Origin of the sequence: Thermocatellispora tengchongensis, assembly GCF_014202315.1 — a bacterium.
Taxonomy (GTDB): domain Bacteria; phylum Actinomycetota; class Actinomycetes; order Streptosporangiales; family Streptosporangiaceae; genus Thermocatellispora; species Thermocatellispora tengchongensis.
Genome location: NZ_JACHGN010000004.1, coordinates 472348 through 494906 on the forward strand (window position 1 = coordinate 472348; position 22559 = coordinate 494906).

Genomic DNA, 22559 nt, shown 5'->3' on the forward strand with positions numbered 1-22559 from the left:
AAAGAGTGCTGGTCATGCTCACGATCCAACGGCACGCGGCGATCTTCGGATTCGGCTACGAGGGATGTGAGCTGGGCGAGTTCATCGCCCAGCTCGGCCGGGAAGGCATCACGCTGCTGGTGGACGTGCGTTTGAACCCGATCTCCCGCAAGCGCGGTTTCAGCAAGACCGCGCTCGCCGCGGCCCTGGCCGACGCGGGGATCGGCTACCAGCACATGCGGGCGCTGGGCAACCCGAAGTGGAACCGTGCGGGCTTCGGCGGCGACACCGCCGAGCTTGAGGCCGCACGCGGCGTCTACATCGATCAGACGCTGGGCGCCCCCGCCGCGCAGGAGGCCCTGGCTCGGATCGCCGAAGCGGCGCGGCGCGAGACCGTGGCGATCATGTGCTTCGAGGCGGACGAGCGCCGCTGTCACCGCCGGCTCGTGCTCGGCGCCCTCAACGACCTGTCGGACGCCTCCCAGCCGTCTTCGGGGGATACACGACACCCAGGACGATGAAGCTCTGGGGATGCGCCTGCTGGTTGCCGACGTAGAAGATCGTGTCTCGATCGGGCGCGCACATCAGATCCCAGAACTTCTCTCGGATGGCCGCCACCGTCGCGGCGTCTCCCCGATCGCGGACGCTGCGCTGCAGGGCGACGAGCTCCCAGTCGAAGATGCCCTGACGGTGGGTGTTGCAGCCGCGAGAACGGCACCGATAGCGGTACCACGCCTTGAACCGGGGGGCTTCCAGGGCCGTGCGCGGCGCGGTGTCGTACAGATCGAGCTGGCGGACGTACTGGTCGATCTTGTCCTGCTCCGCACGCGTCCAACCCGGATGGGGCTCGATGTCCAGCGCGAGTATCTCCGCGGGCCGGACGGCCGCCAGAGAGCGGGCCGGTGGACGCTCCTTCACGTCCGCGATGAGCCCGCACATCGATTCTTCGATGTAGTCACCGATATAGGGCATGCGCTTGCTCCAACCGTCGAGATGTTTCTCCACGACGAAGCTGTCGATACGCGGCCGCCAGCTCTCCACACGCGGGTCGTTGGCGCTCGGTTTCGCATACAGGTTCACGACGTCGTATTTCCGGAACCGGCTGTCGCCATCGAGTTCGCGGTAGTTGATCGGATAGAGCCGGACCCAGCCCGGGCGATCGAGGTCGAGCCGCAGTCCTGCCACACACACCGTCTCACCGTAGGTGGCCGAGGGGTTGGGCGCGGCCTTGACCGTGATCAGGATCTTCATCCGCTCGAATTGCGTTCCCGGCGGTTTGCTCTGAACCGCGTCAGGATCCGGCGCGAACAGGGAGGGCTGCTCTGCCATGATTCCTCCACCCGAAGTCAATTCAGTGTCAAGAATAACCGCCGCACATCCGTCTTCGAAAATTCCGAGCAATTAGTGGAAATTGGGAACTTGTCCGGCAAATGATGCGATAAAGGATCTACGCCGGGTTCGATAAAAGGCCGGCGGAGTTGGCCGTCTGGCGGCGCGGCGTGTGATCGGGCGGCTACTGTAAGGTAGGACGCTTTTCACGGTGCGGCGCTCTCGCGGGAGGCTTGGTGGACGCGCGTGACGACCGCTCTCGGCGGCACCCGTACGGGGCGCCCGGCGAGGGGGACCGGCGGGTGGTGTTGCCGCCGCGGATGCCGTACGTGTCGCCGTCGGAGGTCACCGAGGAGTTCCCGCGGGTGCGCCGGACCACCGCGTACGAGGTGGAGCCGGTGCCGCGGCGGTTCTCGATCGCGCGGACGGTCCTGGTGACGGTGGGGGTGTTCGCGGCGTGTGCGGTGGCGGCGGCGGTCGTGCCGCGCACGGTGGAGCTCACCGCCGGGCGCGGGCCGGCCTCGCCGCGGGTGCCCGCGCCCACACCGGCGACCGCGGGCGGCGGGCCGAGCACCTGGCGGCCGTACGAGGAGGCGGTGCCGGTGCCCGCGCCGGGGCATGGTGTCACTCCGCCGGCGCGGCGCGATGGTGGGCGGCGTGATGGTGAGCGGCGGCGTGCGCCCGACAGGGCCGGTGATCGGGGGCCTGACAGGGTGGGGGATGGCGCGCGGGGCGTGTCGGTGCCGGTGGTGGTGCCGCGGGGGCGGGCGCGTCCGGACGGCGAGCGGGGCGGGGTGAAGGCGCCGCCGGCGCGGCGGGGCTCGCCTGCCGCGCCCAAGCCGCGTACCCGGATGCCTCGGCCGGCTCCGGCGCCCGCGCCTGCTCCCGTTCCCGCGCCTGCTCCCGCGTCTCCGGAGACGGGGGCGCGGACGCTGGTGTCGGGGAACTGCGACCGGCTCTTCCCGCCGGGCGACCCCGCCTACGCGGTGCGCAACCGGGCCTGCCACGCGCTTTACGGGTAAGCGCCGCCGCGGTCAGGTGTGGGTGGTGTAGCGGGAGCGGTGGCGCAGCAGGGGGTGGGCGGTGGCGTCCACGTAGTCGATCGCCAGCGGGCGGGCCAGGAAGATGGTGTGGTCGCCCGCCGGGATCGCCTGGGTGGTCTCGGCCTCCAGGGCGGTCAGGCCGCCCTCGACGATCAGGGCGCCGCTGACGGCGCCGCGGTGGTGCGGGGTGCCGGCCAGGAGCAGGCGGGCGCTGGGGCGGCCGGGGGTGGCGAACCTGCTGGCCATGGCCTTCTGACCGGCCGAGAGCACGCTGGCGGCCCACAGGTCGCGGCGCAGCAGGACCTCCCTGAGGTAGCCGGCCAGGCTCACCATCACCAGCGGCGGGTCCAGCGAGATCGAGGCGAAGGTGCTGACCGTGCCGCCGAGGTCGTCGCGGTCGTCGCGTACGGTCACCACGGTGACGGCAGCGGCCACCTGGCGCATCGACTCCAGGAAGTCGGCGGGGACGTGCCCGGTCACGACGGCCTCACCGCCCCCACGGCGTGGGGGCGGCGCGGCGCCGTGACGTGCGGTTCAGGCAAGGCCGTTGGTGGTCAGCCATTCCTTGGCCACGACCGGCGGGTCGTCCTTGTCCACGGCGATCCTCTTCATCATGTCCACCAGCGTGGCGGTGTCGAGCTTGGCGCTGACGGCGTCCAGCGTGGTGCGCACGGTGTCGTTCACGCCGGCCTTGTTGACCAGCGGGGTGATGTTCTGCGAGCTGAAGACGTTCTTGGGGTCCTGCAGCGCCACCAGGTCGTTCAGCACGATCTTCGGGTCGGTGGTGAAGACGTTGCCGACCTGGATGGTGCCGCTCTTCAGCGCGTCGGCCGTGGTCGCCCCGGTCGGCTTCCACTCCTTGAAGGTGAGCCCGTAGACGTCCTTGAACTGGGCCTCCCGGCGCTTCTGGAACTCCGGCGGGCCGCCGACCACGAAGTCCTTGGAGACCTTGGCCAGGTCCTCGATGGTGGTCAGGTTGTTCTTGGTCGCGGTCTCCTTGGTCACGGTCAGGGAGTCCTTGTCCTCGGCCGCGGCCGAGGCGAGGATCTCCAGCTCCGGCGGGAGCTTGCTCTTCAGCTCCGCGTTGACCTCCTCGGTGGAGGCCGCCTTGGTCTCGGGGTCGATGAAGGCGAGCAGCGCCCCGTTGTACTCGGGCAGCACGGTCAGCCCGCCGCTCTTGATCTGGTCGTAGACGATCTCACGCGCGCCGATGTTCGGCTTCTCCTCCACGGTCACGCCCTTGGCCTGGAGGGCCTGGGCGTAGATGGAGCCGAGCAGCACGCTCTCGGGGAAGTCGAAGGAGCCGACCACGACCGTGCCCCCTCCCGCCGAGGCCGAGCCGCTGGGGGCGGCGCTGGGCGAGGCGGAGGACAGCGGATCTTCGCCGCCGCATGCGGACACGGCGAGCATCGCCGACAGGAGCACCGCCGCGGTGCTGAACAAGCGTTTCATCCGCTTTTCCCTTCCAAATCAGGGGGTATACCAGGTTATCGGATCTTCGCGGTTCGGACTCGGCGGCTCACTCCCGGTGAGACCAGGAGCCGGTCGGCCAGGGCGAACAACCCCTGCATCGCCAGCGCGAACCCCCCGACCAGCACCGAGCCGCCGACCACACTCGGGTAGTCCTTGGTGGCGAGACCGTCGATGATGTAGCGGCCCAGGCCGCCCAGGCTCACGTACGACGCCACGGTCGCGGTCGCGACGACCTGGATGGCGGCGAGCCGCAGCCCCAGCAGGATCAGCGGCAGCGCGACGGGAACGAGCACACGCACAAGAACCTGCGGCCCCCGCAGCCCCATTCCGTACGCGGCGTCACGAAGGTCGTGATCTACGCCACGTATCCCCTCGTACGTGTTGACCAGGATGGGCGGGATCGCGAGCACGACCAGCGGGATCAGCACCGGCAGCACCGTGGCGGTGCCGAGCAGCAGCACGATCAGCACCAGCAGGCCGAGCGTGGGCAGCGCGCGGGCCAGGTTCGCCGAGACCACCACGATCAGCGCGCCGCGCCCGGTGTGCCCGATCAGCAGGCCCAGCGGGATCGCGATCAGCGCCGCGGGCAGCAGCGCGGCCAGGGTGAACTCCAGGTGCTCCAGCAGGCGTACCGGGATGCCGGACGAGCCGGACCAGTTGGCCGGGTCGGAGAAGAACTCGATCAGCCAGTTCACGCGCTCCTCCTCACCCTGGCCCACGGCGTGAGCATGCGCTGCAGGAAGACCAGCGCCCCGTCCGCGACCAGCGCCAGCGCCACGATCAGCGCGATCCCGACGACCGCCGGGGTGGGGAAGTCGCGCTTGAAGGCGTCGGTGAACAGGTTGCCGAGCCCGCCCTGCCCGATCAGCGCGCCGACGCTGACCAGGCTGATGCTGGAGACGGCCACGACCCGCAGCCCGGCCAGCACCACCGGCATGGCCAGCACCAGGTCCACCTGGAGCAGCCGGCGCAGCGGGTTGAACCCCATCGCCACGGCCGACTGGCGTACGTGGTCGGGGATGGCGGTCATGCCGTCCACCACGGCCGGGATCAGCACGGCGACCGCGTAGAAGGTGAGCGGGATGATCACGGTGGCCTTGGTCAGGCCGGTGAGCGGCAGCAGGAACATGAACACCGGCAGCGAGGGCAGCGCGTAGATCACGTTCATCACGCCGGCCGTGGGCTGGTACAGCCTCCGCCAGCGTACGCAGGCCAGCCCGATCGGCAGCGCGGCCAGCAGCCCGAGCACGATCGGCAGCCCGGACATGACGATGTGGTCCACCAGGAGCGAGGAGATGCTGCCGACCCGGCCGGTGCTCCAGTTGCGGGCGATCCAGTCCCAGCGGACCAGCGGTTCCTCATCCATCGGCGTCCTCCCGGACGGGGGCGTCGTGCGGCTCCGGCGCCTCGGAGGCGGCCAGGGCCAGCGCCTCGTCCAGCGACTCGCGGGTGGCCACGCCGATCACCCTGCCGTCGCCGTTCACCGCGATGGCGCAGCCCGACGGCGACAGCAGCGCCGCGTCCAGCGCGGTGCGCAGGGAGTCCTTGCCGCGGACGAACGTGCCGTACGGCAGCGGGCGCACGTCGCGCAGGGTGCCAGCCCGGGGCAGGTCGGCCGGCGCGACCCAGCCGAGCGGCCGGTTGTCCTCGTCCACGACGGCCAGCCACGGCGACTCCACGTCGGCGGCGACGCCCGCCACCCTGCTCAGGTCGGAGGTGACCGGCACGACCAGGTCGGATCGCAGCCGCAGCCCCGTGTCGGCGACGAAGGACAGCCGGCGGATGCCCCGGTCGCGGCCCAGGAACTCGCGTACGAAGCCGTCGGCGGGCGCGGCGAGCAGCGTGGCCGGGTCGGCCACCTGGGCCAGCTTCCCGCCGACGCGCAGCACCGCGACCCGGTCGCCCAGCTTGATCGCCTCGTCGATGTCGTGGGTGACGAAGACGATGGTCTTGTGCAGTTCGGCCTGGAGGCGGATCAGCTCGTCTTGCAGGCTCGCCCGCACGACCGGATCGACGGCGCTGAACGGCTCGTCCATCAGCAGCACGGGCGGGTCGGCGGCGAGCGCGCGGGCCACGCCGACGCGCTGCTGCTGGCCCCCGGAGAGCTGGAAGGGGTACCTGCGGGCCATCTCGGGGGCGAGGCCGACGCGTTCCAGCAGCTCCAGTGCCGTGCTGCGGGCCCGCTTGCGGTCCCAGCCGAGCAGGTACGGCACGGTGGCGATGTTGTCCAGGATCGTGCGGTGCGGGAACAGGCCCGCCTGCTGGATGACGTAGCCGATGCCGCGCCGCAGCGTGGGCGGGTCGATGGTGCGCACGTCCACGTCGTCCAGCATGATCCGGCCCTCGGACGGGTCGATCATGCGGTTGATCATGCGCAGCGAGGTGGTCTTGCCGCAGCCCGAGGGCCCCACCAGGACCGTGATCTCCCCGGTGGGCACCTCCAAGTCCAGGTGATCGACGGCCACCGTGCCGTCTGCGTACCGTTTGGTGACACCGTCGAATCTGATCACGCGCGTCCTCGTGCTTCCCGCCGAATGGCCCCCGCCTGGCCGGGTCTCCCCCGCCGCGTCCTGTCAAGGTCTGGCGGCAAGATCTATTTGCAAGATCTACCCTGGGGATAGCCTACGGTGACGGTAGGGTTTCTGTCCTCCCGGCCCCCAGGGGAGCGTACGGCGTACGGCACCGCCTCTCACCAGCGAAATCCCGAAATATCGGGAATTGTGGTAGATCACAGTGATGGAAAAGCCACGCGATATCTATCGAATGGGTATCCGGGGCTGCGGGGGCGCGGTATGACTTGACATGATTGCGCACGTCGCCGGGAAGATCCCGGACCCGCAGTCCCGCGTCCGCCCGACCTCCAGAGGAACCGGCCCGTGACCCAACCGAGCACTGACCAGCGCTCGCGCGGCGAACTGATCGCCGAGCTCTACGACCGTCACGCCGCCGGGCTGTTCGCGTACTGCCTCGACCAGCTCGGCGACGCCGACTCCGCCGCCGACGCCCTGGTGTCGGTGTTCGCGGGCGTCACCACCGTGCAGCCCCCGCGCGCCGCGCTGTACGCGCTCGCCCGCCGCGAGATCTACCGGCGCGACATCGTCTACGCCCCGCCCAGCGTCGATCCCGTGGCCGACCCGGCGTCCGCGCTGATCGAACGGGTCCTGCGCGAACTACGGCCGCACCAGCGCGAGGTGCTGCTGCTCTCGGCGGTGTGCGGGCTGGAGGTGGAGGAGCTGGCCTGGGTGCTCGACGTGGCCTGCGACACCGCCGCCGACCTCACCGGCAGCGCCGAGCACCGCTTCCTCCAGGCGCTCAAGCACACCCTGGCCTCCGTCGGGCGGGTCCCCGGCCACCTCGCCGAGATCTACGGCGCCCTGACCGTGGCCCCCATCCGCGACGTGCTCGCCCGCCTGCCCTGGCGCCCGCCCCCGCCGGCGCTGCGCGCCATGGTCCACGCCGGCCTCTCCCCCGCCGAGGCCCGCGCCGCCGTCAAGCGGTCGCTGCCGGTGAAGCCACTGTGGCCCACCACGCCCTCCTGGCCCCTCCCCCTCGTCGATCCCGACGACGCCTCCTCCACCACCGGCGTCTACCCCGTCCCCTCCACACCTTCCCGCCACGAGCTCACCACCGAGCCCTTCCCCTCCCAGACGCCCCCCGCCCTGGAGGAAGCGCCCCGGCCCGTCCCGGAGGAACCCGCCGCCCCCGCCCAGCCGGCCGCGGTGCTCGACCCGCCGCACACGGCCGAGGACTCCGGCGCGAGCCTGTTCACCCCCGGCCCCAAACGCGTACGCGCCGACGAGCCGGTCTACCTCATGCCCCTCCCCCCGGAGCCCTCACCCCCCGCCGCGGACGACCCGCTCCCCGGCGAGACCACCGACGTCTTCGCGGTCATCGACCTCCCCCCGGAGCCGCCCCAGGAGGCTCCCGCCCCCGAGGAGCCGCCCCAGGAGGCCCCCGAGCCCGAGGCGGAAGCCGAGCCCGAACCCGAGCCCGACGCCGAACCACAGCCGGACAGCCCCAAGCGCCTCAAGCCCATCAAGATCGGCGAACACCACTACGACTGGGCCTGGGAACTCATCGGCTTCGCCATCGCCCTGGCGATAGCCATGATCGTCTTCTTCGCCGTGCCCACGATCGTCACCGGATAGCGGCGGCGTGACGCCGGAGTCACGCAACGGCCGCCGCGCCGGCCCCGGCCGGTGACGACGCCGTCGCCCGCCCGGACGCCAGGCGGATCACGAGGACCCCGACGGCTCCGGCGGCATTCCGGCACGCCGAGGCGGCCATCCTCGTGCTCGCAGGCGGGGCATCGACCTGCGACCAGGGCGAACCCGCACACCTTCCGCCATTCTTTCGGGCCTTGCCGCTCACTCAGAGGGAATGAGGCTGGAAAAGGTTCAGTCGCCCCACAAAACGGACACTCAGCCCGTTATGGATACCTCGCCGCGACTGCTCCGGTGCCACGGCATGGACTGACGCATTTCGTGTGGTCACCGACCCTTTTCCGCCACACCAAATCGCCACAACCTAAATGTAGCAACATAAGCACGTAAAGCTATGTCTTGTCGCCGCACTATGAGACATGTACCGTCTTTTTGGGTTAAGGACGAGACGACCGGCATCCGCATCGGGATGGTGTTCATGGTCGAAGGTGCTGCGGAGTGCCCCTTCTGTGCCCTGGTCTCGGACGGCCGGTCACCGGTATGGGCGCATCTGTTTCCCGGCACAGAGCATGACGAGGTGATACTCGCATCCGAATCGTTTCTGGCCGTCCTCGACACCGCCCCGCTCGCGGAAGGTCACGTGCTCATCGTCAGCAAAGCCCATCTGACCTCACTCGCGGCCCTGCCCGAATCCGAGCGCGAAGAGCTGGCGCTGATGAGGAGAGCCGTTCAGGACAGGCTCAGAGCGGAGTACGGGCCGTTCACCTACTTCGAGCACGGAGCCGCGAGCTTCGCCAGACACGCGGGCGCGTGCATAGACCACGCCCACCTGCATCTGGTGCCGGGACGATGCGACCTGCTCCCCCATGTCGCGCGCGACCACCCCGGGATCGAGTCGTTCCCGGAATACGAACAGGCACTCGACCACTTCGCCGGCCGGGCCTATCTGATTTTCGCCCGCGATTTCGATCCTGTTTTCGGAGTGGACGCCCCCGCATGCGCCACCCAGTATCTGCGACGCGTGATGACCCGGGCGGGAGGGTCCAAGCAGTTGTGGAACTGGCGCGACTGCGTCCGCTGGGCGGACGCCCTTTCCATCCGCGACCAGTTGATCCGCGCCGCCGGGCGGCTCCGTCGCTAGTGGCCGGATCGGCGGGCAAGGCATCGCACGATGCTGGACCGGGAGTCGTACACCCGCTCCTCGCGGAGCACGAGGTCGTCGATCTCGAAGCGGCGCTCGCCGGACAGGACCTCGCGGGTGTAGTCCACGGTGAAGAAGTGCCTGATCTGGCCCTGGCTGCTGTAGATGGACGGCCCCAGCCGATCTCCCTCGCCGTGCAGCGGGTCGTCGGTAGACCTGCACGTGAACAGGAGCAGGCCGCCGGGGCGCAGGACACGGTGGATCTCGCGGAAGACGGCCCGGGTGACCTCGTCGGAGAAATAGTGCAGCGAGAGGCGCGCGTAGACCGCGTCGAAGGCGCCGTCGGCGAACCCGAACGGCGTCCTCAGGTCCTGTATCCGGAACTCGACCCCGGAGTCGCCATGGAACCGGACGTTCTCGTCGATGGCGTACTGTGAGAAATCCGTCGCCGTGACGGCGTGTCCTTGCCCGTGCAAGAAGACGGCGTCTCTCCCGCTGCCGCACCCCAGCTCCAGAATACGCTGCCGGTCAGGGAGAAGGTGGGCGAGGAAGCGCGCGAGCGAGGTCGGGGTCTCGCGTTCCTCACTGTTCCAGTATCTGCGGTGCAGGCTGTTCCAGAGGTGGAGCTGGTCGACGTCGGCCCCATGCGTAAGAACCGCCGGAGCGGTGCTGGATGAGAGCAATGCCCCGCCTCCGATGCTTGTCGCACGAATGTCCGAAACCGCTCCTTTGCGGCGCCGAAACCGGGAAGCCATACCTGACCCTACCAACCGCCTTCGACGCCGGGAGGCTCGGCGTGAAAGTCCGGACTTTCTCTTTACTTCGAAGCTGCTAGACTCGCGAATGTCGTTCATTCGCCGAGACCACGGGATCGGCTATGACATATCGCGCGGCCAGGACCATTCATGTCTAGCGAGCCCACGGCGGCGTGGAGCCCCGTCGAGCAGGAGTGGCTGTTACGCGTTCCGGGCCGCCGGAATCTGGCGGCACAGGCAGATACCTACAATGGTGCCGTTTCATCCCCTGAATGTCCCTTCTGTCCTGCAGTCGGGGGCACGCCGGCGAGCATCACCGCCCGTCTGGTTCCGAGCAAGCATCCGATGACGCCCGCAGCGGCGCACGGCCCCGGCGGAGCGGAGCCGCTCCACTGGGTAATCGTCTACGGGCGCTCTCACGCCCACAGGCTCGGCGACCTTCCCGCCGAGATCACCCTGCGATTTCTGGAACTCACAGCCCGTAAGACGACCGAACTTTTCCGGAATTCCTCGGTGAAGGCGGTTTTCGCCTTCGAATCCGTGGGCGATCACTTCGGGCCCACGGTCGCCCATCCGCATGGACAACTCGTCGGCCTGCCATTCGTCCCGAGACGCCTGACTCTGGGGGCAGAACGGCGAAGGTGCGTCGCATGTGCCGAGATCGACCGGCCGGACCTTGACGTCGTGGTGACCGGCCACGCACGGCTGTGGGCGCCGCCCTGGGCGCGGCTTCCCTTCGAGATGGTCATCACGCCGACGGAGCATCGTCCCGACCTCGCGTCGCTGTCCCCGGCCGAGATGACCTCGACGGCCGGCCTGCTGCACACCGGCCTGCGGCTGTGCCGTCTGACCTACGGCGGGAAGACGCCGCCGTACCTGATCAACGTGATGCAGGCCCCGAAGGGCGACATCTCCCACCATCTGCGCATCGAGCTCGTACCACTGCACAAGGACGCCGACACTCTCAAACGACCGGGCGGCATGGAACTGGGGCTGGGCGTCTATCTGAACCCCCTTCCTCCCGAGGCGGCCGCCCGGATTCTCCGGGAGGCGCTGGCCGAGGTGCGGGAGGACGTGGCGTGAGACGCGTTCAGCTCGTGGGGACCCAGCGTTCGGGTTCGAATCTGCTGCGCCTTCTCCTCGGCTCGCTGCCAGACGTGTTCGCCCCGCCGTCCGCGCACAAGCTGAGAGACTTCCAGGACCTGGTCCCCCGATACGGCCGCCTGCGTGAGCTTCGCGGCCGGAAGGCTCTCGTCGAGGACATGGGCCGCCTCGTCGATCTCAACGCCCTTCGCTGGCCGCGCATCCCCGGACGTACGCGGGCGGTCCTGGCCGAGATGAGGGGATCTTCGCTCGCGCACGCGGTTCTGGCCTTCTACGACGCCCACGCCCGCCATCTGGACAAGGACGTGTGGGTCTGCAAGTGCCTGGAGAACGTCCATCTGGTGGAGCAACTCGCCGAGACGGGGCTGCCCATCCTCTATGTCCATCTGGTTCGCGATCCGCGGGATGTCGCGGCCTCATTCCTCCGCGCCCCGATAGGCCCCAAGGACCCACAGGCCATCGCCTTGCGCTGGCTCGACGACCAGGAGGCCGGCCTGACGGCACGCGGCCTCGTCGGAGACGGCGACTGGCTCACCCTGCGGTACGAAGACCTCGTGGCCGACCCGGAGAAGGCGCTCAAGCCGCTGTGCGACCGTCTCGTGCTCCCCTGGTCTCCTCGGGCCCTCGAATTCCACCGCCGGCCGGAGGCCCGATCCGCCGCGGCCCTGTCGGAGCTGTGGGCGAATCTCGACCGGCCGATCCGCCGTGACCGGGTCGCGGCCTACCGGGAATCGGCAGATCCCGAAGTGGTGCGGGCGGTCGAGGACATCACCCGCGATCAGATGCCGGTTTTCGGCTACCAGGCCGATCGGAATGCCACGGCGATCAGGCTCAGCGCCGGAGAAAGAGAACTCGTCCTCGCTCGCGATCGGCGCCTACGCGCGAAGCTGCGGGCGAAGCGCGACCCGGAGACGGAGGCAGTGCACATGCGAAGGTCCGAGTTCCTGGATCAACTGCGAGCAGACCCCTTCCCCCAGGGGGAGACCGAGGCGGATGCGCCCCGGCGCCCGACCGGCTCGGCGCGGAAGGCCCCCCTGTACGTCCAGTTCGCGCAGAAGGCCGTCATCGAGTGGGAGGGAAAGCTCCTCCTCGTCAAGAAGAGCCAGGACGACCCCCATCAGCCCGGCAAATGGGAGTTACCTGGCGGGCGGCTGCTGCAGAACGAGTCGCCCGACGAAGCGCTCGTCCGCGAAGTGCGCGAAGAGGTCGGTCTGGAGGTCGATCCCGGCCGTCCCCTCGCGGTCTGGTCGTGGCGGCTGGGGAGCGAAGCCGACGCGCCCACCGTCGTCGCCATCGTCCGGCACTGCACGGCGAACGACGTCGCCGTGGACATGAGCCGGCACGACGAGGACGATTTCATCGACAAGTACGCCTGGTTCGACAGAGACTCGATCCTCGGCCTCGATCTCATCCCCAGCGCTCGCGAGCCCCTCGCGATGGCCCTGGCCAACCTCTAGCGGCCCGTCTTTCGAGGACGCACCATGGACGTGCGGACACCGTGTGCGGGCACCGACGCGCGCGGGCCGGGGTGAGGCCGTTGCTGACGCGTCAGATGCTGGTGGACGCCCAGCGTGAGATCGAGCGGCGGATTCACCTGCGGTTGCGACAGGAGGCCGGGCGGCTGCCCGAGAAGGCTCTGGCGTCCGGGCAGTACCTGGACCACCCCGACTACGACCAGCGCGGGCTTTACGGCACGGCGGCCACGATGTGCGTCCTCGCCCGTCGTGCCACGAGCGACCCCGCGGTCGCGGAGCAGGTGTCGAAGCTGCTCTATTACGTCGTCAATCGCAGCCAGGCCGAGCGGGCCGCGGTGAGCGGCACCCTGTACCGAGAGCTCGTCGGGCGCAGAATCCGGCTGCAGAGGACGGATGTCTTCCGGATGGCGGACATCGGTTTCGCCGTCTCCTTCGTCACTCCTGCGGCGACCGGCAGGACCGAGGCGCTGGCGCTCGTCCAGAAGACCCTCGACGGTGCGCGGCTCGACCCCGCCGGGTATGCCGTCGGCGTCGAGGGAGGCGCCGCGAACCCTCTCGCCACCGCCCACGCCCTTCGCTGCCTGGCGGCGAACAATCTGCCCACCAGGCCGGAGGACTGGCGCTACCTGCGCGAGTACCTGAGCGACGGGAGTGACGTCTACGTCCGCTGCTTCGTCCTTCTGGTTCTCGCCACCTACGACCCGGACCGTGATCGCGCGTCACTTCAGTCATCGTGGCGGGAGTGTTTCACCGCCCTGCGGGCCGAGTTCCACGGGCACGCGGAGGCGAATCACGAGTACACCCGCTGCGGCGAGCAGGACTACGTGCGGGTGCCGTGGCAGATCTACCTCGTGCAGGCGTGCGCCAGGCTGTTCCCGTTGACCAGGTTCAACGGGATCGTCGTGCAGAGAAAGCTCTGTGACATCGCACGGCAGATATCGGGGCCGGCCGGGTTCCGATACGACGCTTCGGGGAGCCATTTGTCCACCCGCACCTACGCGTGCGTGTGGCAGGCGTTCTCCGAGGTCCTGGATTTCAACTTCGGGGAGCCGCTGCCGCGGCTCGCCGTCCGCGCCGTCTCCGGCGTGACGCGCGCGCTGTCGAGCCGGCTCTTCGCGGTGCTCACCATCTCGCTGCTGGCCGCGGTGGCGGTGGCCTCACTCGTTCAGTGGCTCAACGCGCCCGGCCATTCCCTCGGCGACCTGGCCCCCAACCTGCTGGCCGAGGTCGTGCTCCTGATCGCGGCCAGGCTCGGCCTCCAGGTCAGGCGGGCGAGGTATCGCGACTGACCCCTGCTCGGGGCGTCAGGGGGTGGTGAGGATCAGGGCGCTGGTCGGGACGCCGGTGCCGGCGGTGACCAGGACGTTGCGGGCGTTCTTGATCTGGTTGACGGCGGTGCCGCGGATCTGGCGGACGGCTTCGGCTATGCCGTTCATACCGTGGATGTACGCCTCGCCGAGCTGGCCGCCGTGGGGGTTGACCGGGAGGGGGCCGTCGAGTTCTATGCCGCCGTCGGCGATGAAGTCCTTGGCCTCGCCGCGGGGGCAGAAGCCGAGTTCCTCCAGTTGCGGCAGGACGAAGGGGGTGAAGTGGTCGTACAGGATGGCGGTCTGGATGTCGCTGGGCGACATGCCGGACATTTCCCAGAGTTTGCGTCCGACCACTGACATTTCGGGTAAGCCGGTCATGTCGTCCCGGTAGTAGCTCGTCATCATCATCTGGCCCGCGCCCGCCCCCTGGGTCGCGGCGGCGATCAGCGCGGGGCTGTGGCGCAGGTCGCGCGCCCGGTCCAGGGACGTGATGACCAGGGCCACCGCGCCGTCGCTCTCCTGGCAGCAGTCGAGCAGGTGCAGCGGCTCGACGATCCAGCGCGACGCCTGGTGCTCCTCCAGGGTGATCGGGCGCTTGTAGAACCAGGCGGCCGGGTTGGTGGCCGCGTGCTTGCGCATCGCCACCGCCACCCTGCCGAAGTCCTCCGAGCCGGCGCCGTAGGTGTGCATGTAGCGGCGGGCGAACATGGCGACCCAGGCGGCGGGGGTCATCAGGCCGTACGGCACGTGCCAGCTCATCTCCAGCCCCTGGGAGCTGGGCTCGCCGCCGATCGTGGCGTCGGGCTGGCCGAACCGGCGGCCGGAGCGCTCGTTGAAGGCGCGGTAGCACACCACCGTGGACGCCTGGCGGGTGGCGATGGCCATCGCGGCCTGCTGCACGGTGGCGCAGGCCGCGCCGCCGCCGTACGGGATGCGGGAGAAGAAGGACAGCTCGCCGATGCCGGTCTCGCGCGCGACCGCGATCTCCTGGTTGGCGTCCTGGGAGTAGGTCACCAGGCCGTCCACCTCCGACGGCGGGAGGCCGGCGTCGTCGAGCGCGCGGAAGACCGCCTCCGCGGCGAGCTGGAGCTCCGATCGTCCGGACCTCTTGGAGAACTCGGTGGCGCCGATGCCGGCGATGGCGCTGGCGATGGTCACGCGGACTCTCCCGGCGGACGGAAGCGGACGGTGCCCACGGCGTGGTCGCCGAGGCTGACCCGGCCGCGCACCTCGACGGTGTACTCGCCGCCGGACTCGGCGGTCACCGTGCCGGTGAACACCAGGCGGTCGCCGGCGTACGCGGGGACGCCCAGCTTCACGTTGATGGCGGTGATCATCACTTCGGGGCCGGTCCAGTCGGTGACGTACCGCTCGACCAGGCCCATGGTGGTGAGGATGTTGACGAAGATGTCCTGCGACCCCTGGGCGCGGGCCGCGGCCACGTCGTGGTGGACCGGCGTGAAGTCCATCGTGGCGAGGGCGGTGGAGATGACCATCGTGGGCGTGAGGTCGATGGACAGTTCGGGAAGATCGGTCCCGACCGCGATCTGGCCCTGGCTCAGCGTCCGCATCACGACTCCCGGGGAACCCACATCGGCAGGATCAGGTCTTCGTCCATTCGGCGATAAGCGACACGCACCGGCATACCGATACCCACTTCCTCATATCGGCAGTCCACTACGTTGCCCACGATCCGCACTCCCTCCGGAAGTTCCACAACAGCGACCACAAAAGGCGTCTCCCGTCCCGGCACCGGCGGATGATGGTGGACCACGTAGCTGTAGACCGTCCCCACGCCGGAGGCGGTCACATGGGTCCGGTCCGCCGACCGGCACCGGGGGCACATGGGCCCCGGCGGGTGCCGCAGCTCACCGCACCGCGCGCACCGCTGGATACGGAGCTCGCCCTTGCGGACACCTTCCCAGAAGAACTCGGTGTCCCTGTTGACCGCCGGACGCAGCGGATACGACTTGCGAATCCCGGGCTGGGATTTTCTCTCCCGAGGACGAAACTTCAGCACCCGGAACACCATTGAATTGACCGCTTCGCCGGATGCGTACCAGGTGACTTCCCAGGTGACGAAGTATCCTTCGCCGAGCGCGGTCCGTTTGGGCCCCGCGAAGCCGGTCATTCGGGTGGCGGGCACCAGCCGATCCCCCGGCCGCAAATAGCGGTGATATGTCTGTTCGCAATTCGTGGCCACGACGCCGGTGAAGCCGTGCTCGTCCAGCGCGGCCAGCACGTCGTCCACGGGGGTGGGCGAGCGCTCGCCGCCGAGCCCCGGCATCGTCCAGACCTGGGCCATGGCGGGCGGCGCGACGATGCCGCCGTGCACACTGCGCGCCGCGAACTCCTCGTCGGTGTAGACCGGGTTCCGGTCGCCCATGGCCGCGGTCCAGTGCCGGATCATCGGCAGGTTGACCGGGTCGGGGGCCGGGGCGCCGGGCGTCTCGCCGGCCGCCATCTGGCGCTCGGCCAGCGCGGCCAGCAGCTCGCGTACGGACTCGGGCGTGGTGAGGACGGTCGTCAAATCTGCTCCTCGCTGCCTGGGACGGGCTGCCGGGGACGGGCTGCCGGGGACGGGCTGCCGGGGACGGGCTGCCGGGGACGGGCTGCCGGGAGGTGGTGTGCGGGCCGGTCAGCGCGGGGGGCGGGGCAGGCTCAGGCCGAGCATGGCGATCAGTTCGCGCTGCACCTCGTTGACGCCGCCGCCGAAGGTGAGCACGACCGCGCCCTTGACACCGCGGTCCACCCGTTCCATCAGGTCGGCGGTCTCGGGATCGGCCGGGTCGCCGTATCTGGCCAGGACCTCGCCGACCAGCCGGCCGGCCTCCTGCACCCGCTCCGAGCCGTAGATCTTGGTCGCGGACGCGTCGGGAGCCCCCAGCCAGCCCAGGCCCATGTTCGCCGCGACCTGCCAGTTGAGCAGCTCGTTGGTGCGGAAGTAGGCGTGCACCCGCGCCAGCGCCCGGCGTACGTCGGGCTCGCCGGTCAGGCCCGCGCGCTCGGCCCAGCGGGCGAAGCGGTCGTAGGTGTGGGCGATGTTGCCGGCCGGACCGAGGGTGACGCGCTCGTGGTTGAGCTGGTTGACGATCAGGTCCCAGCCCTTGTTCTCCTCGCCGACCAGCATGTCCACCGGCACCCGTACGTCGGAGTAGTACGTGGCGTTGGTGTGGTGCCGCCCGTCCATGGTGACGATGGGGGTCCAGGAGAAGCCCGGGTCGGTGGTGTCCACGATCAGCATGGAGATGCCGCGGTGCTTCTTGGCGGCGGGGTCGGTGCGGGCGGCGAGCCAGATGTACTGCGCGTAGTGGGCGCCGCTGGTGAAGATCTTCTGCCCGTTGACGACGTAGTGGTCGCCGTCGCGCACCGCCGTGGTGCGCAGCGAGGCCAGGTCGGTGCCCGCCTCCGGCTCGCTGTAGCCGATGGCGAAGTGGCACTCGCCGGCCAGGATGCGGGGCAGGAAGAACTCCTTCTGCTTGTCGGTGCCGTACTGCATCAGGGTCGGCCCGACCGTCTGCACGGTGATGATCGGGTACGGCACCTCGGCGCGGGCGATCTCGTTGGCGAAGATCTGCTGCTCCAGCGGGCCGTAGCCGCCCCCGCCGTACTCCTTGGGCCAGCCGAGGCCGAGCTTGCCGTCGCGGCCCAGCCTGCGGCAGTGCTCCATGTACGCCTGCCCGAACGGGTCCTCGGAGATCTTCTTGCGGTCCTCGGCCGACAGGCAGCCCTGGAAGTACTCGCGCAGTTCGGCGCGGAGGCGGTGCTGCTCGGGGGTGAGGTCGATCAGCATCAGGCGTGCGCTCCGATCAGGTCGAGCTGGGCCGCCGACCCGCCCAGCAGGTGGGCCAGCCGCTTGCCCCAGGCGAAGTAGCGGTGCAGCGGGTAGGTGACGTCCAGGCCCAGCCCGCCGTGCAGGTGCTGGCAGGTGTGCAGCGCCTGGAGCACGGGCTCGGTGACGTGCAGGGCGGCGACGCCGAGGTCCCCGGTGGCGGGCAGGCCGTTCGCCAGCCGCCACGCGCCCGACCAGACGGCGACGTCCAGCGCCCGTCCGGCGATGTAGACGTCGGCGATCTGCACGGTGACCGCCTGGAACTCGGCCAGCGCCCGGCCGAACTGCCTGCGGTTCCTGATGTGCTCGGTGGTGAGGGCGAGCGCGGCGGCCAGCACGCCGGACGCCGCGGCGGTGATCCCGGCGAGCGCCAGGTCGCGCAGGTCGCCGGCCGCCTCGGGCCCGCCGACCCGCTCGGCCGGGGTGGCGTCGAGCGCCAGGGTCCCGGACGGCTCCCCGGTCGCGGTGGGCTCCGGATGTACGCGGGCCGCCTGCGGGGCCACCAGGAACAGGCCCGGCCCGTCGGGGGCGGCGGCGGTGACGGCCACGCGGGTGGCCTGCGCGGCGTACGGGATGGCGCTCTTGCGGCCGTCGAGCCGCCAGCCGCTCCCGTCGGGGGTGGCGGTGGCGGCGGGGCCGGTGGCGGGGTCGGCGCCGGGCTCGCGGTAGCCGTAGGAGAGGACGGCCCGGCCGTCGGCGAGCGGCGCGAGCGCCGACTTCTGCTCGGGCGTGCCGTGCCGGGCGACGGCGAGCGCCGCGACGAGCGAGGGCAGCAGCGGCACCGGCGCGACGTGCGCCCCGGCCTCGCGCAGGATCACCGCGAGCTCCACCGGGCCGAGGCCCGCGCCGCCCGCCTCTTCCGGCAGGCACGCGCCCAGCAGGCCCGAGCCGGCCAGCGCGGTCCAGATCCCCTCCGCGTACGGCCGTCCGCTGCGCTCGTGCTCCTCGATCCGCGCCTGTGCGGCCTCCTTGCCCAGCACCTCCGAGGCCAGCGCCTTCAGGTCCCGTTGCGTCTCGTCAAGGTCGAAGTCCACCGGCGCTCCCCGATCGCTTCACCGAACGGTTGCTTGGTCAGTCGAATGGCAAAGTAGAACACATTTCATTCTGTGTCCAGTGGGCGGCTGTTCCGGCAACTTCCGACATGTCGGTGTAACAGGAAAGTCATAGCTGAGCGGGGGTTCTTTAGTACTGGCGAGTAACCAGCCGCGCGCTGCGGAAATGGGATAACGTGTTCTTATGCGCAGCTCGCATGCGACCGCCCCGGTGCCCACCGTTCCGCACCGTTCCCGCACGTCCGCCCCCAGCCAGACCGAGGGGACCGCCATGGTGGACACCCAGCCGACCACCGGCGCGGGCGGCTCCGGCGTCCGCACCCGCAGCCAGCACCAGCGGCGCAAGCGGATCGTCCAGGCGGCGGCGGCGCTGGCCTCGCGCGGCGGCGTCGAGGCGATGCAGATGCGCACGGTCGCCGAGCGCGCCGGGGTCGCGCTCGGCACGCTGTACCGCTACTTCCCCTCCAAGATGGATCTCGTCGTGGCGGTTGTCAGCGAGGAGATCGATCTGCTGGAGAGCAGCATCGAGCGCCGCCCGCCGAGCGCCGGCACCGCCGCGGGCCGGGCGGTGGACGTGCTGATGCGGGCCACCAGGGGCCTGATGCGCGAGCCTGAGCTGGCCGACGCGCTGATCCGCTCGCTGATCATGGCCGAGGTCGACACCCCGTTCGGCGACCGGATGGCCGGCCTGCTGCTGCGGGTCTCCGCGGCCGGCCTCACCGCCGAGTCGGCCACCGACGAGCAGCTCGCGCTCACCGGCTCGCTGGCCAGCGTGTGGGTGCACGAGCTGCTGGAGATGCTGCGCGGCAGGCGTACGTACGAGCAGATCCAGCACCGCATCGAGATCGCGGCCAGCCGCCTGCTCGCCGACTTCGGCTGACCGGCCGGAACCGGTTCACCCCCCGGTCCGCCGCCCCGGACGGCCCTTCCGGGGCAAAGTAGAACCGGTTACAGTCGTTCCAGGACTAGAGCGACATTCTGGAGCGACCGATGGGCGCAGTGATCGTCGAAGCCGTACGCACCCCGATCGGCCGCCGTGGCGGCTGGCTGTCCGGGCTCAAGCCGCAGGCGCTCCTCGCCGCGGCGCTCAACGGCCTGATCGACCGGGCCGGCATCGACCCCGCGGCCGTCGGCCAGGTCTTCGCGGGCTGCGTGACCCAGGCGGGCGAGCAGGGCGGCCACGTCGGCAGGCACGCCTGGCTGTACGCCGGCCTGCCCTACACCACCGGGGTCACCACCGTGGACGCCCAGTGCGGCTCCTCCCAGCAGGCCGTGCACCTGGCCGCGGCGATGATCCAGGCCGGCGTGGTGGACGTGGCCGTGGCCTGCGGCGTGGAGATGATGAGCCGGTGCCCGCTGGGCAGCAACGTCCTGCCCGCCAAGCCGCGTCCCGACGACTGGTCCATCGACCTGCCCGACCAGTTCACCGCCGCCGAGCGGATCGCGCAGCGCCGCGGGCTGACCCGCGAGCGGCTGGACTGGTTCGGCGCGCGCTCGCAGCAGCTCGCCGCCAAGGCGTGGGCCGACGAGCGGTTCACCCGCGAGATCGTCCCGGTGGCCGCGCCGCTGCTCGGCCAGGACGGCACCCCCACCGGCGACACCCGCCGGGTCACCATGGACCAGGGGCTCCGCGAGACCACGGTGGAGGGCCTGGCCCGGCTCAAGCCGGTGCTCGGCGAGCAGGGGCTGCACACCGCGGGCACGTCCTCGCAGATCTCCGACGGCGCGGCGGCCGTGCTGCTGACGAGCGAGGAGGCCGCGCTGCGGCACGGCCTGCGCCCGCGCGCCCGCATCCTGGCCCAGGCGCTGGTGGGGTCCGAGCCGTACTACCACCTGGACGGGCCGGTGGACGCGACCGCCAAGGTCCTCACCGCGGCCGGGATGACGATTCGTGACATCGACCGGTTCGAGGTGAACGAGGCGTTCGCCGCGGTCGTACTGTCCTGGGCGTCGGTGCACGAGCCCGACCTGGACAAGGTCAACGTCAACGGCGGCGCCATCGCCCTGGGCCACCCCGTCGGCGCCACCGGGGCCCGCCTGGTCACCACGGCCCTGCACGAGCTGGAGCGCGCCGACGCCGCGACCGCGCTGGTGTCGATGTGCGCGGGCGGCGCCCTGGCCACCGGGACGATCCTGGAACGTCTCTGACCCGGCGCCCCCGCCGCCTACACTAGACATCGGATGTTTGACCCGAGTGTGAGGGACGGTGGGCGGGTGGCGGTCACGGACGCCGCGATCGACAAGATCAAGCAGATGATCATCTCCGGAGAGCTGTCCCCCGGCGACCGCCTGCCCAAGGAGGCCGACCTGGCCGAGCGCCTGGGCCTGTCCCGCAACTCGCTGCGCGAGGCCGTACGCGCGCTGGCCCTGATCCACGTGCTGGACGTGCGGCAGGGCGACGGCACCTACGTCACCAGCCTGGAGCCGCACCTCCTGCTCGACGCGATGTCGTTCGTGGTCGACTTCCACCGCGACGACACCGTGCTGCAGTTCTTCCAGGTACGCCGCATCCTGGAGCCCGCCGCCACCGCGCTCGCCGCCGTGCACATGACCCCGGCCAACGTCGAGGACCTGGGCGCGATCCTCGACTCGCTCCCCGCCGAGCCGACCGTGGAGGAGCTGGTGGCCAACGACCTGAAGTTCCACCAGCGCATCGCGGCCGGCTCGGGCAACGCCGTGCTCGGCTCGCTGATCGAGAGCCTGTCCGGCCCGACCACGCGGGCCCGGATCTGGCGCGGGCTCACCCAGGAGGGCGCTCTGGAGAAGACCCGCGAGCAGCACGTCGCGATCTACGACGCCATCGCCTCCCGCCAGCCGGAGGTGGCCCGCTCCTGGGCCACCGTCCACATCGCCGGCGTCGAGGACTGGCTGCGCCGCACTCTGGCCTAAGGGGCCCCGAAGGTCACGGCGTCCTTGGCGAGCAGGCCCTCGCCGGCCAGATCGGCCCACAGCTCCTCGGGCACCGGCGCCGCGGCCAGGGCCGTGTTGCGCTCGACCTCGGCGGCCGTACGGGTGCCCACCACGACCGAGGCGACCGCGGGGTGGCGCAGCGGGAAGGCCAGCGCGGCCTGGGGCAGGGTGACGCCGTGCCGCTCGCACACCGCGGCGATGCGGCGGGCGCGCTCCAGCATCTCCGCGGGGGCCGGGGCGTAGTCGTAGGTGCCGTGCGGGTCGTGCGTGGCCAGCAGGCCGCTGTTGAACACCCCCGCGGCCAGCACCCGCACCCCGCGCTCGGCGCACAGCGGCAGCAGCTCGGCCAGCGCCGACTGGTCCAGCAGGGTGTAGCGGCCGGCCAGCATGATCACGTCCACGCCGGTCTCGCGGACGAACCCGGCCAGCATCCGCCACTGGTTCATGCCGACCCCGACCGCCTTGATCACCCCCTGGTCGCGCAGCTCCGCCAGGGCCGGGTACGCCTCCTCCACCGCCTGCCGCCAGTGGTCGTCGGGGTCGTGGATCAGGGCCACGTCCACCGAGTCCAGGCCCAGCCGGTCCAGGCTCTCCTCCAGCGAACGGCGTACGCCGTCGCGGGAGAAGTCCCACAGGCGGCGCAGGCCCGGCGCCACGTCGAAGCCCTCGGTGTCGGGCCCGGCCGCGGGGTCGGGCACCAGCAGCCGTCCGACCTTCGTGGACAGCACGTACGCCTCCCGCGGGCGCTCGCGCAGGGCCGCGCCGAGCCGCCGCTCCGACAGGCCGAGCCCGTAGTGCGGCGCGGTGTCGTACAGGCGTACGCCCGCCTCCCACGCGGCGTCCACCGCGGCGCGGGCCTCCTCGTCGGAGACGGCCTGGAACAGGTTCCCGATCGGCGCCGCGCCGAACCCGTACGCCGGCAGCGTGATCGGGGCCATCGGGCTGTGCTCAGGCTGAACCGGCACGACACTCGCCATCCTCTCGGATCAAGGT

23 protein-coding genes are annotated in these 22559 nt (G+C 70.6%); 10 read left to right on the forward strand and 13 right to left on the reverse strand.

All coding sequences use genetic code 11. The features are described from left to right. The first annotated feature begins 14 nt into the window (after positions 1 to 14). Positions 15 to 500 carry a DUF488 domain-containing protein gene (locus HNP84_RS11485; protein WP_185049600.1) on the forward strand — a complete coding sequence of 162 codons (486 nt, stop codon included), beginning with the start codon at positions 15 to 17 and terminating at the stop codon, positions 498 to 500. Here the strand turns inward: HNP84_RS11485 and HNP84_RS11490 are convergent. Then, complete coding sequence (locus tag HNP84_RS11490) at positions 439 to 1308, reverse strand: DUF8757 domain-containing protein (RefSeq protein ID WP_185049601.1); 870 nt, start codon at positions 1306 to 1308, stop codon at positions 439 to 441. The genes HNP84_RS11485 and HNP84_RS11490 overlap by 62 nt on opposite strands. Before the next feature lie 236 nt (positions 1309 to 1544). Between HNP84_RS11490 and HNP84_RS11495 the strand changes: the two genes are divergently transcribed. After that, positions 1545 to 2330 carry a hypothetical protein gene (locus tag HNP84_RS11495; protein WP_185049602.1) on the forward strand — a complete coding sequence of 262 codons (786 nt, stop codon included), beginning with the start codon at positions 1545 to 1547 and terminating at the stop codon, positions 2328 to 2330. A 12-nt stretch (positions 2331 to 2342) separates the two neighbouring features. On the opposite strand, the gene HNP84_RS11500 is transcribed toward HNP84_RS11495, so the two are convergent. The 5 genes from HNP84_RS11500 to HNP84_RS11520 form a co-directional block, all read right to left on the reverse strand. Next, complete coding sequence (locus HNP84_RS11500) at positions 2343 to 2795, reverse strand: flavin reductase family protein (protein ID WP_185049752.1); 453 nt, start codon at positions 2793 to 2795, stop codon at positions 2343 to 2345. Positions 2796 to 2885: 90 nt separating this feature from the next. Then, entirely contained in the window at positions 2886 to 3803 is a 918-nt protein-coding gene (locus tag HNP84_RS11505; RefSeq protein WP_185049603.1) for an ABC transporter substrate-binding protein, read from the reverse strand. 35 nt (positions 3804 to 3838) lie between these two features. After that, positions 3839 to 4519, reverse strand: coding sequence for an ABC transporter permease (locus HNP84_RS11510; RefSeq protein ID WP_185049604.1), 681 nt, complete (start codon positions 4517 to 4519; stop codon positions 3839 to 3841). After that, positions 4516 to 5190, reverse strand: a complete 675-nt coding sequence (locus HNP84_RS11515; protein WP_185049605.1) for an ABC transporter permease — start codon at positions 5188 to 5190, stop codon at positions 4516 to 4518. The genes HNP84_RS11510 and HNP84_RS11515 overlap by 4 nt, the downstream gene beginning before the upstream one ends. Beyond that, complete coding sequence (locus tag HNP84_RS11520; protein ID WP_185049606.1) at positions 5183 to 6334, reverse strand: ABC transporter ATP-binding protein; 1152 nt, start codon at positions 6332 to 6334, stop codon at positions 5183 to 5185. Before HNP84_RS11520 ends, HNP84_RS11515 begins: the two co-directional genes overlap by 8 nt. Positions 6335 to 6700: 366 nt before the next feature. On the opposite strand from HNP84_RS11520, the gene HNP84_RS11525 reads away from it, so the two are divergent. Further along, entirely contained in the window at positions 6701 to 7972 is a 1272-nt protein-coding gene (locus HNP84_RS11525) for an RNA polymerase sigma factor (RefSeq protein ID WP_185049607.1), read from the forward strand. 484 nt (positions 7973 to 8456) lie between these two features. After that, positions 8457 to 9128, forward strand: coding sequence for an HIT family protein (locus HNP84_RS11530; protein ID WP_185049608.1), 672 nt, complete (start codon positions 8457 to 8459; stop codon positions 9126 to 9128). On the opposite strand, the gene HNP84_RS11535 is transcribed toward HNP84_RS11530, so the two are convergent. Beyond that, positions 9125 to 9811 carry a class I SAM-dependent methyltransferase gene (locus HNP84_RS11535; protein WP_185049609.1) on the reverse strand — a complete coding sequence of 229 codons (687 nt, stop codon included), beginning with the start codon at positions 9809 to 9811 and terminating at the stop codon, positions 9125 to 9127. The genes HNP84_RS11530 and HNP84_RS11535 overlap by 4 nt on opposite strands. Before the next feature lie 417 nt (positions 9812 to 10228). Between HNP84_RS11535 and HNP84_RS11540 the strand changes: the two genes are divergently transcribed. The 3 genes from HNP84_RS11540 to HNP84_RS11550 all read left to right on the forward strand — a co-directional run bounded on the left by HNP84_RS11540 (position 10229) and on the right by HNP84_RS11550 (position 13751). Further along, a complete protein-coding gene (locus tag HNP84_RS11540; RefSeq protein WP_185049610.1) occupies positions 10229 to 10966 on the forward strand; it encodes an HIT family protein in 738 nt (245 codons plus the stop codon). Continuing rightward, positions 10963 to 12444, forward strand: a complete 1482-nt coding sequence (locus HNP84_RS55965) for a sulfotransferase (RefSeq protein ID WP_185049611.1) — start codon at positions 10963 to 10965, stop codon at positions 12442 to 12444. The genes HNP84_RS11540 and HNP84_RS55965 overlap by 4 nt, the downstream gene beginning before the upstream one ends. Positions 12445 to 12524: 80 nt before the next feature. After that, a complete protein-coding gene (locus HNP84_RS11550) occupies positions 12525 to 13751 on the forward strand; it encodes a hypothetical protein (protein ID WP_185049612.1) in 1227 nt (408 codons plus the stop codon). Between the two features lie 15 nt (positions 13752 to 13766). Here HNP84_RS11550 and HNP84_RS11555 read toward each other — a convergent pair whose 3' ends face one another. The 5 genes from HNP84_RS11555 to HNP84_RS55970 all read right to left on the reverse strand — a co-directional run bounded on the left by HNP84_RS11555 (position 13767) and on the right by HNP84_RS55970 (position 18638). Next, positions 13767 to 14924: a lipid-transfer protein gene (locus HNP84_RS11555; RefSeq protein ID WP_376771865.1), complete on the reverse strand. Its 1158-nt coding sequence runs from the start codon at positions 14922 to 14924 to the stop codon at positions 13767 to 13769. A 2-nt stretch (positions 14925 to 14926) separates the two neighbouring features. Continuing rightward, positions 14927 to 15343, reverse strand: coding sequence for a MaoC/PaaZ C-terminal domain-containing protein (locus tag HNP84_RS11560; RefSeq protein ID WP_185049614.1), 417 nt, complete (start codon positions 15341 to 15343; stop codon positions 14927 to 14929). Beyond that, the gene (locus tag HNP84_RS11565; RefSeq protein ID WP_246518026.1) at positions 15343 to 16302 is read right to left on the reverse strand and encodes a bifunctional MaoC family dehydratase N-terminal/OB-fold nucleic acid binding domain-containing protein; all 960 of its coding nucleotides are present in this window, start codon (positions 16300 to 16302) and stop codon (positions 15343 to 15345) included. The genes HNP84_RS11560 and HNP84_RS11565 overlap by 1 nt, the downstream gene beginning before the upstream one ends. 108 nt (positions 16303 to 16410) lie before the next feature. Beyond that, a complete protein-coding gene (locus HNP84_RS11570; protein WP_185049615.1) occupies positions 16411 to 17565 on the reverse strand; it encodes an acyl-CoA dehydrogenase family protein in 1155 nt (384 codons plus the stop codon). Further along, positions 17565 to 18638 (reverse strand): acyl-CoA dehydrogenase family protein, encoded by a 1074-nt coding sequence (locus tag HNP84_RS55970; RefSeq protein ID WP_185049616.1) that lies wholly within the window; start codon positions 18636 to 18638, stop codon positions 17565 to 17567. Before HNP84_RS55970 ends, HNP84_RS11570 begins: the two co-directional genes overlap by 1 nt. Before the next feature lie 289 nt (positions 18639 to 18927). Between HNP84_RS55970 and HNP84_RS11580 the strand changes: the two genes are divergently transcribed. From HNP84_RS11580 to HNP84_RS11590, 3 genes are all read left to right on the forward strand, one after another. Next, positions 18928 to 19536 (forward strand): TetR family transcriptional regulator, encoded by a 609-nt coding sequence (locus HNP84_RS11580; protein WP_185049754.1) that lies wholly within the window; start codon positions 18928 to 18930, stop codon positions 19534 to 19536. A gap of 110 nt (positions 19537 to 19646) precedes the next feature. Continuing rightward, entirely contained in the window at positions 19647 to 20804 is a 1158-nt protein-coding gene (locus tag HNP84_RS11585) for a steroid 3-ketoacyl-CoA thiolase (RefSeq protein WP_185049617.1), read from the forward strand. A gap of 66 nt (positions 20805 to 20870) precedes the next feature. After that, on the forward strand, positions 20871 to 21545 hold the full coding sequence (locus HNP84_RS11590; RefSeq protein WP_185049618.1) for a FadR/GntR family transcriptional regulator: 675 nt from the start codon (positions 20871 to 20873) through the stop codon (positions 21543 to 21545). Here the strand turns inward: HNP84_RS11590 and HNP84_RS11595 are convergent. After that, positions 21542 to 22531, reverse strand: coding sequence for an aldo/keto reductase (locus HNP84_RS11595; RefSeq protein WP_312924447.1), 990 nt, complete (start codon positions 22529 to 22531; stop codon positions 21542 to 21544). The two genes, HNP84_RS11590 and HNP84_RS11595, sit on opposite strands and share 4 nt — an antisense overlap. Positions 22532 to 22559: the final 28 nt, after the last annotated feature.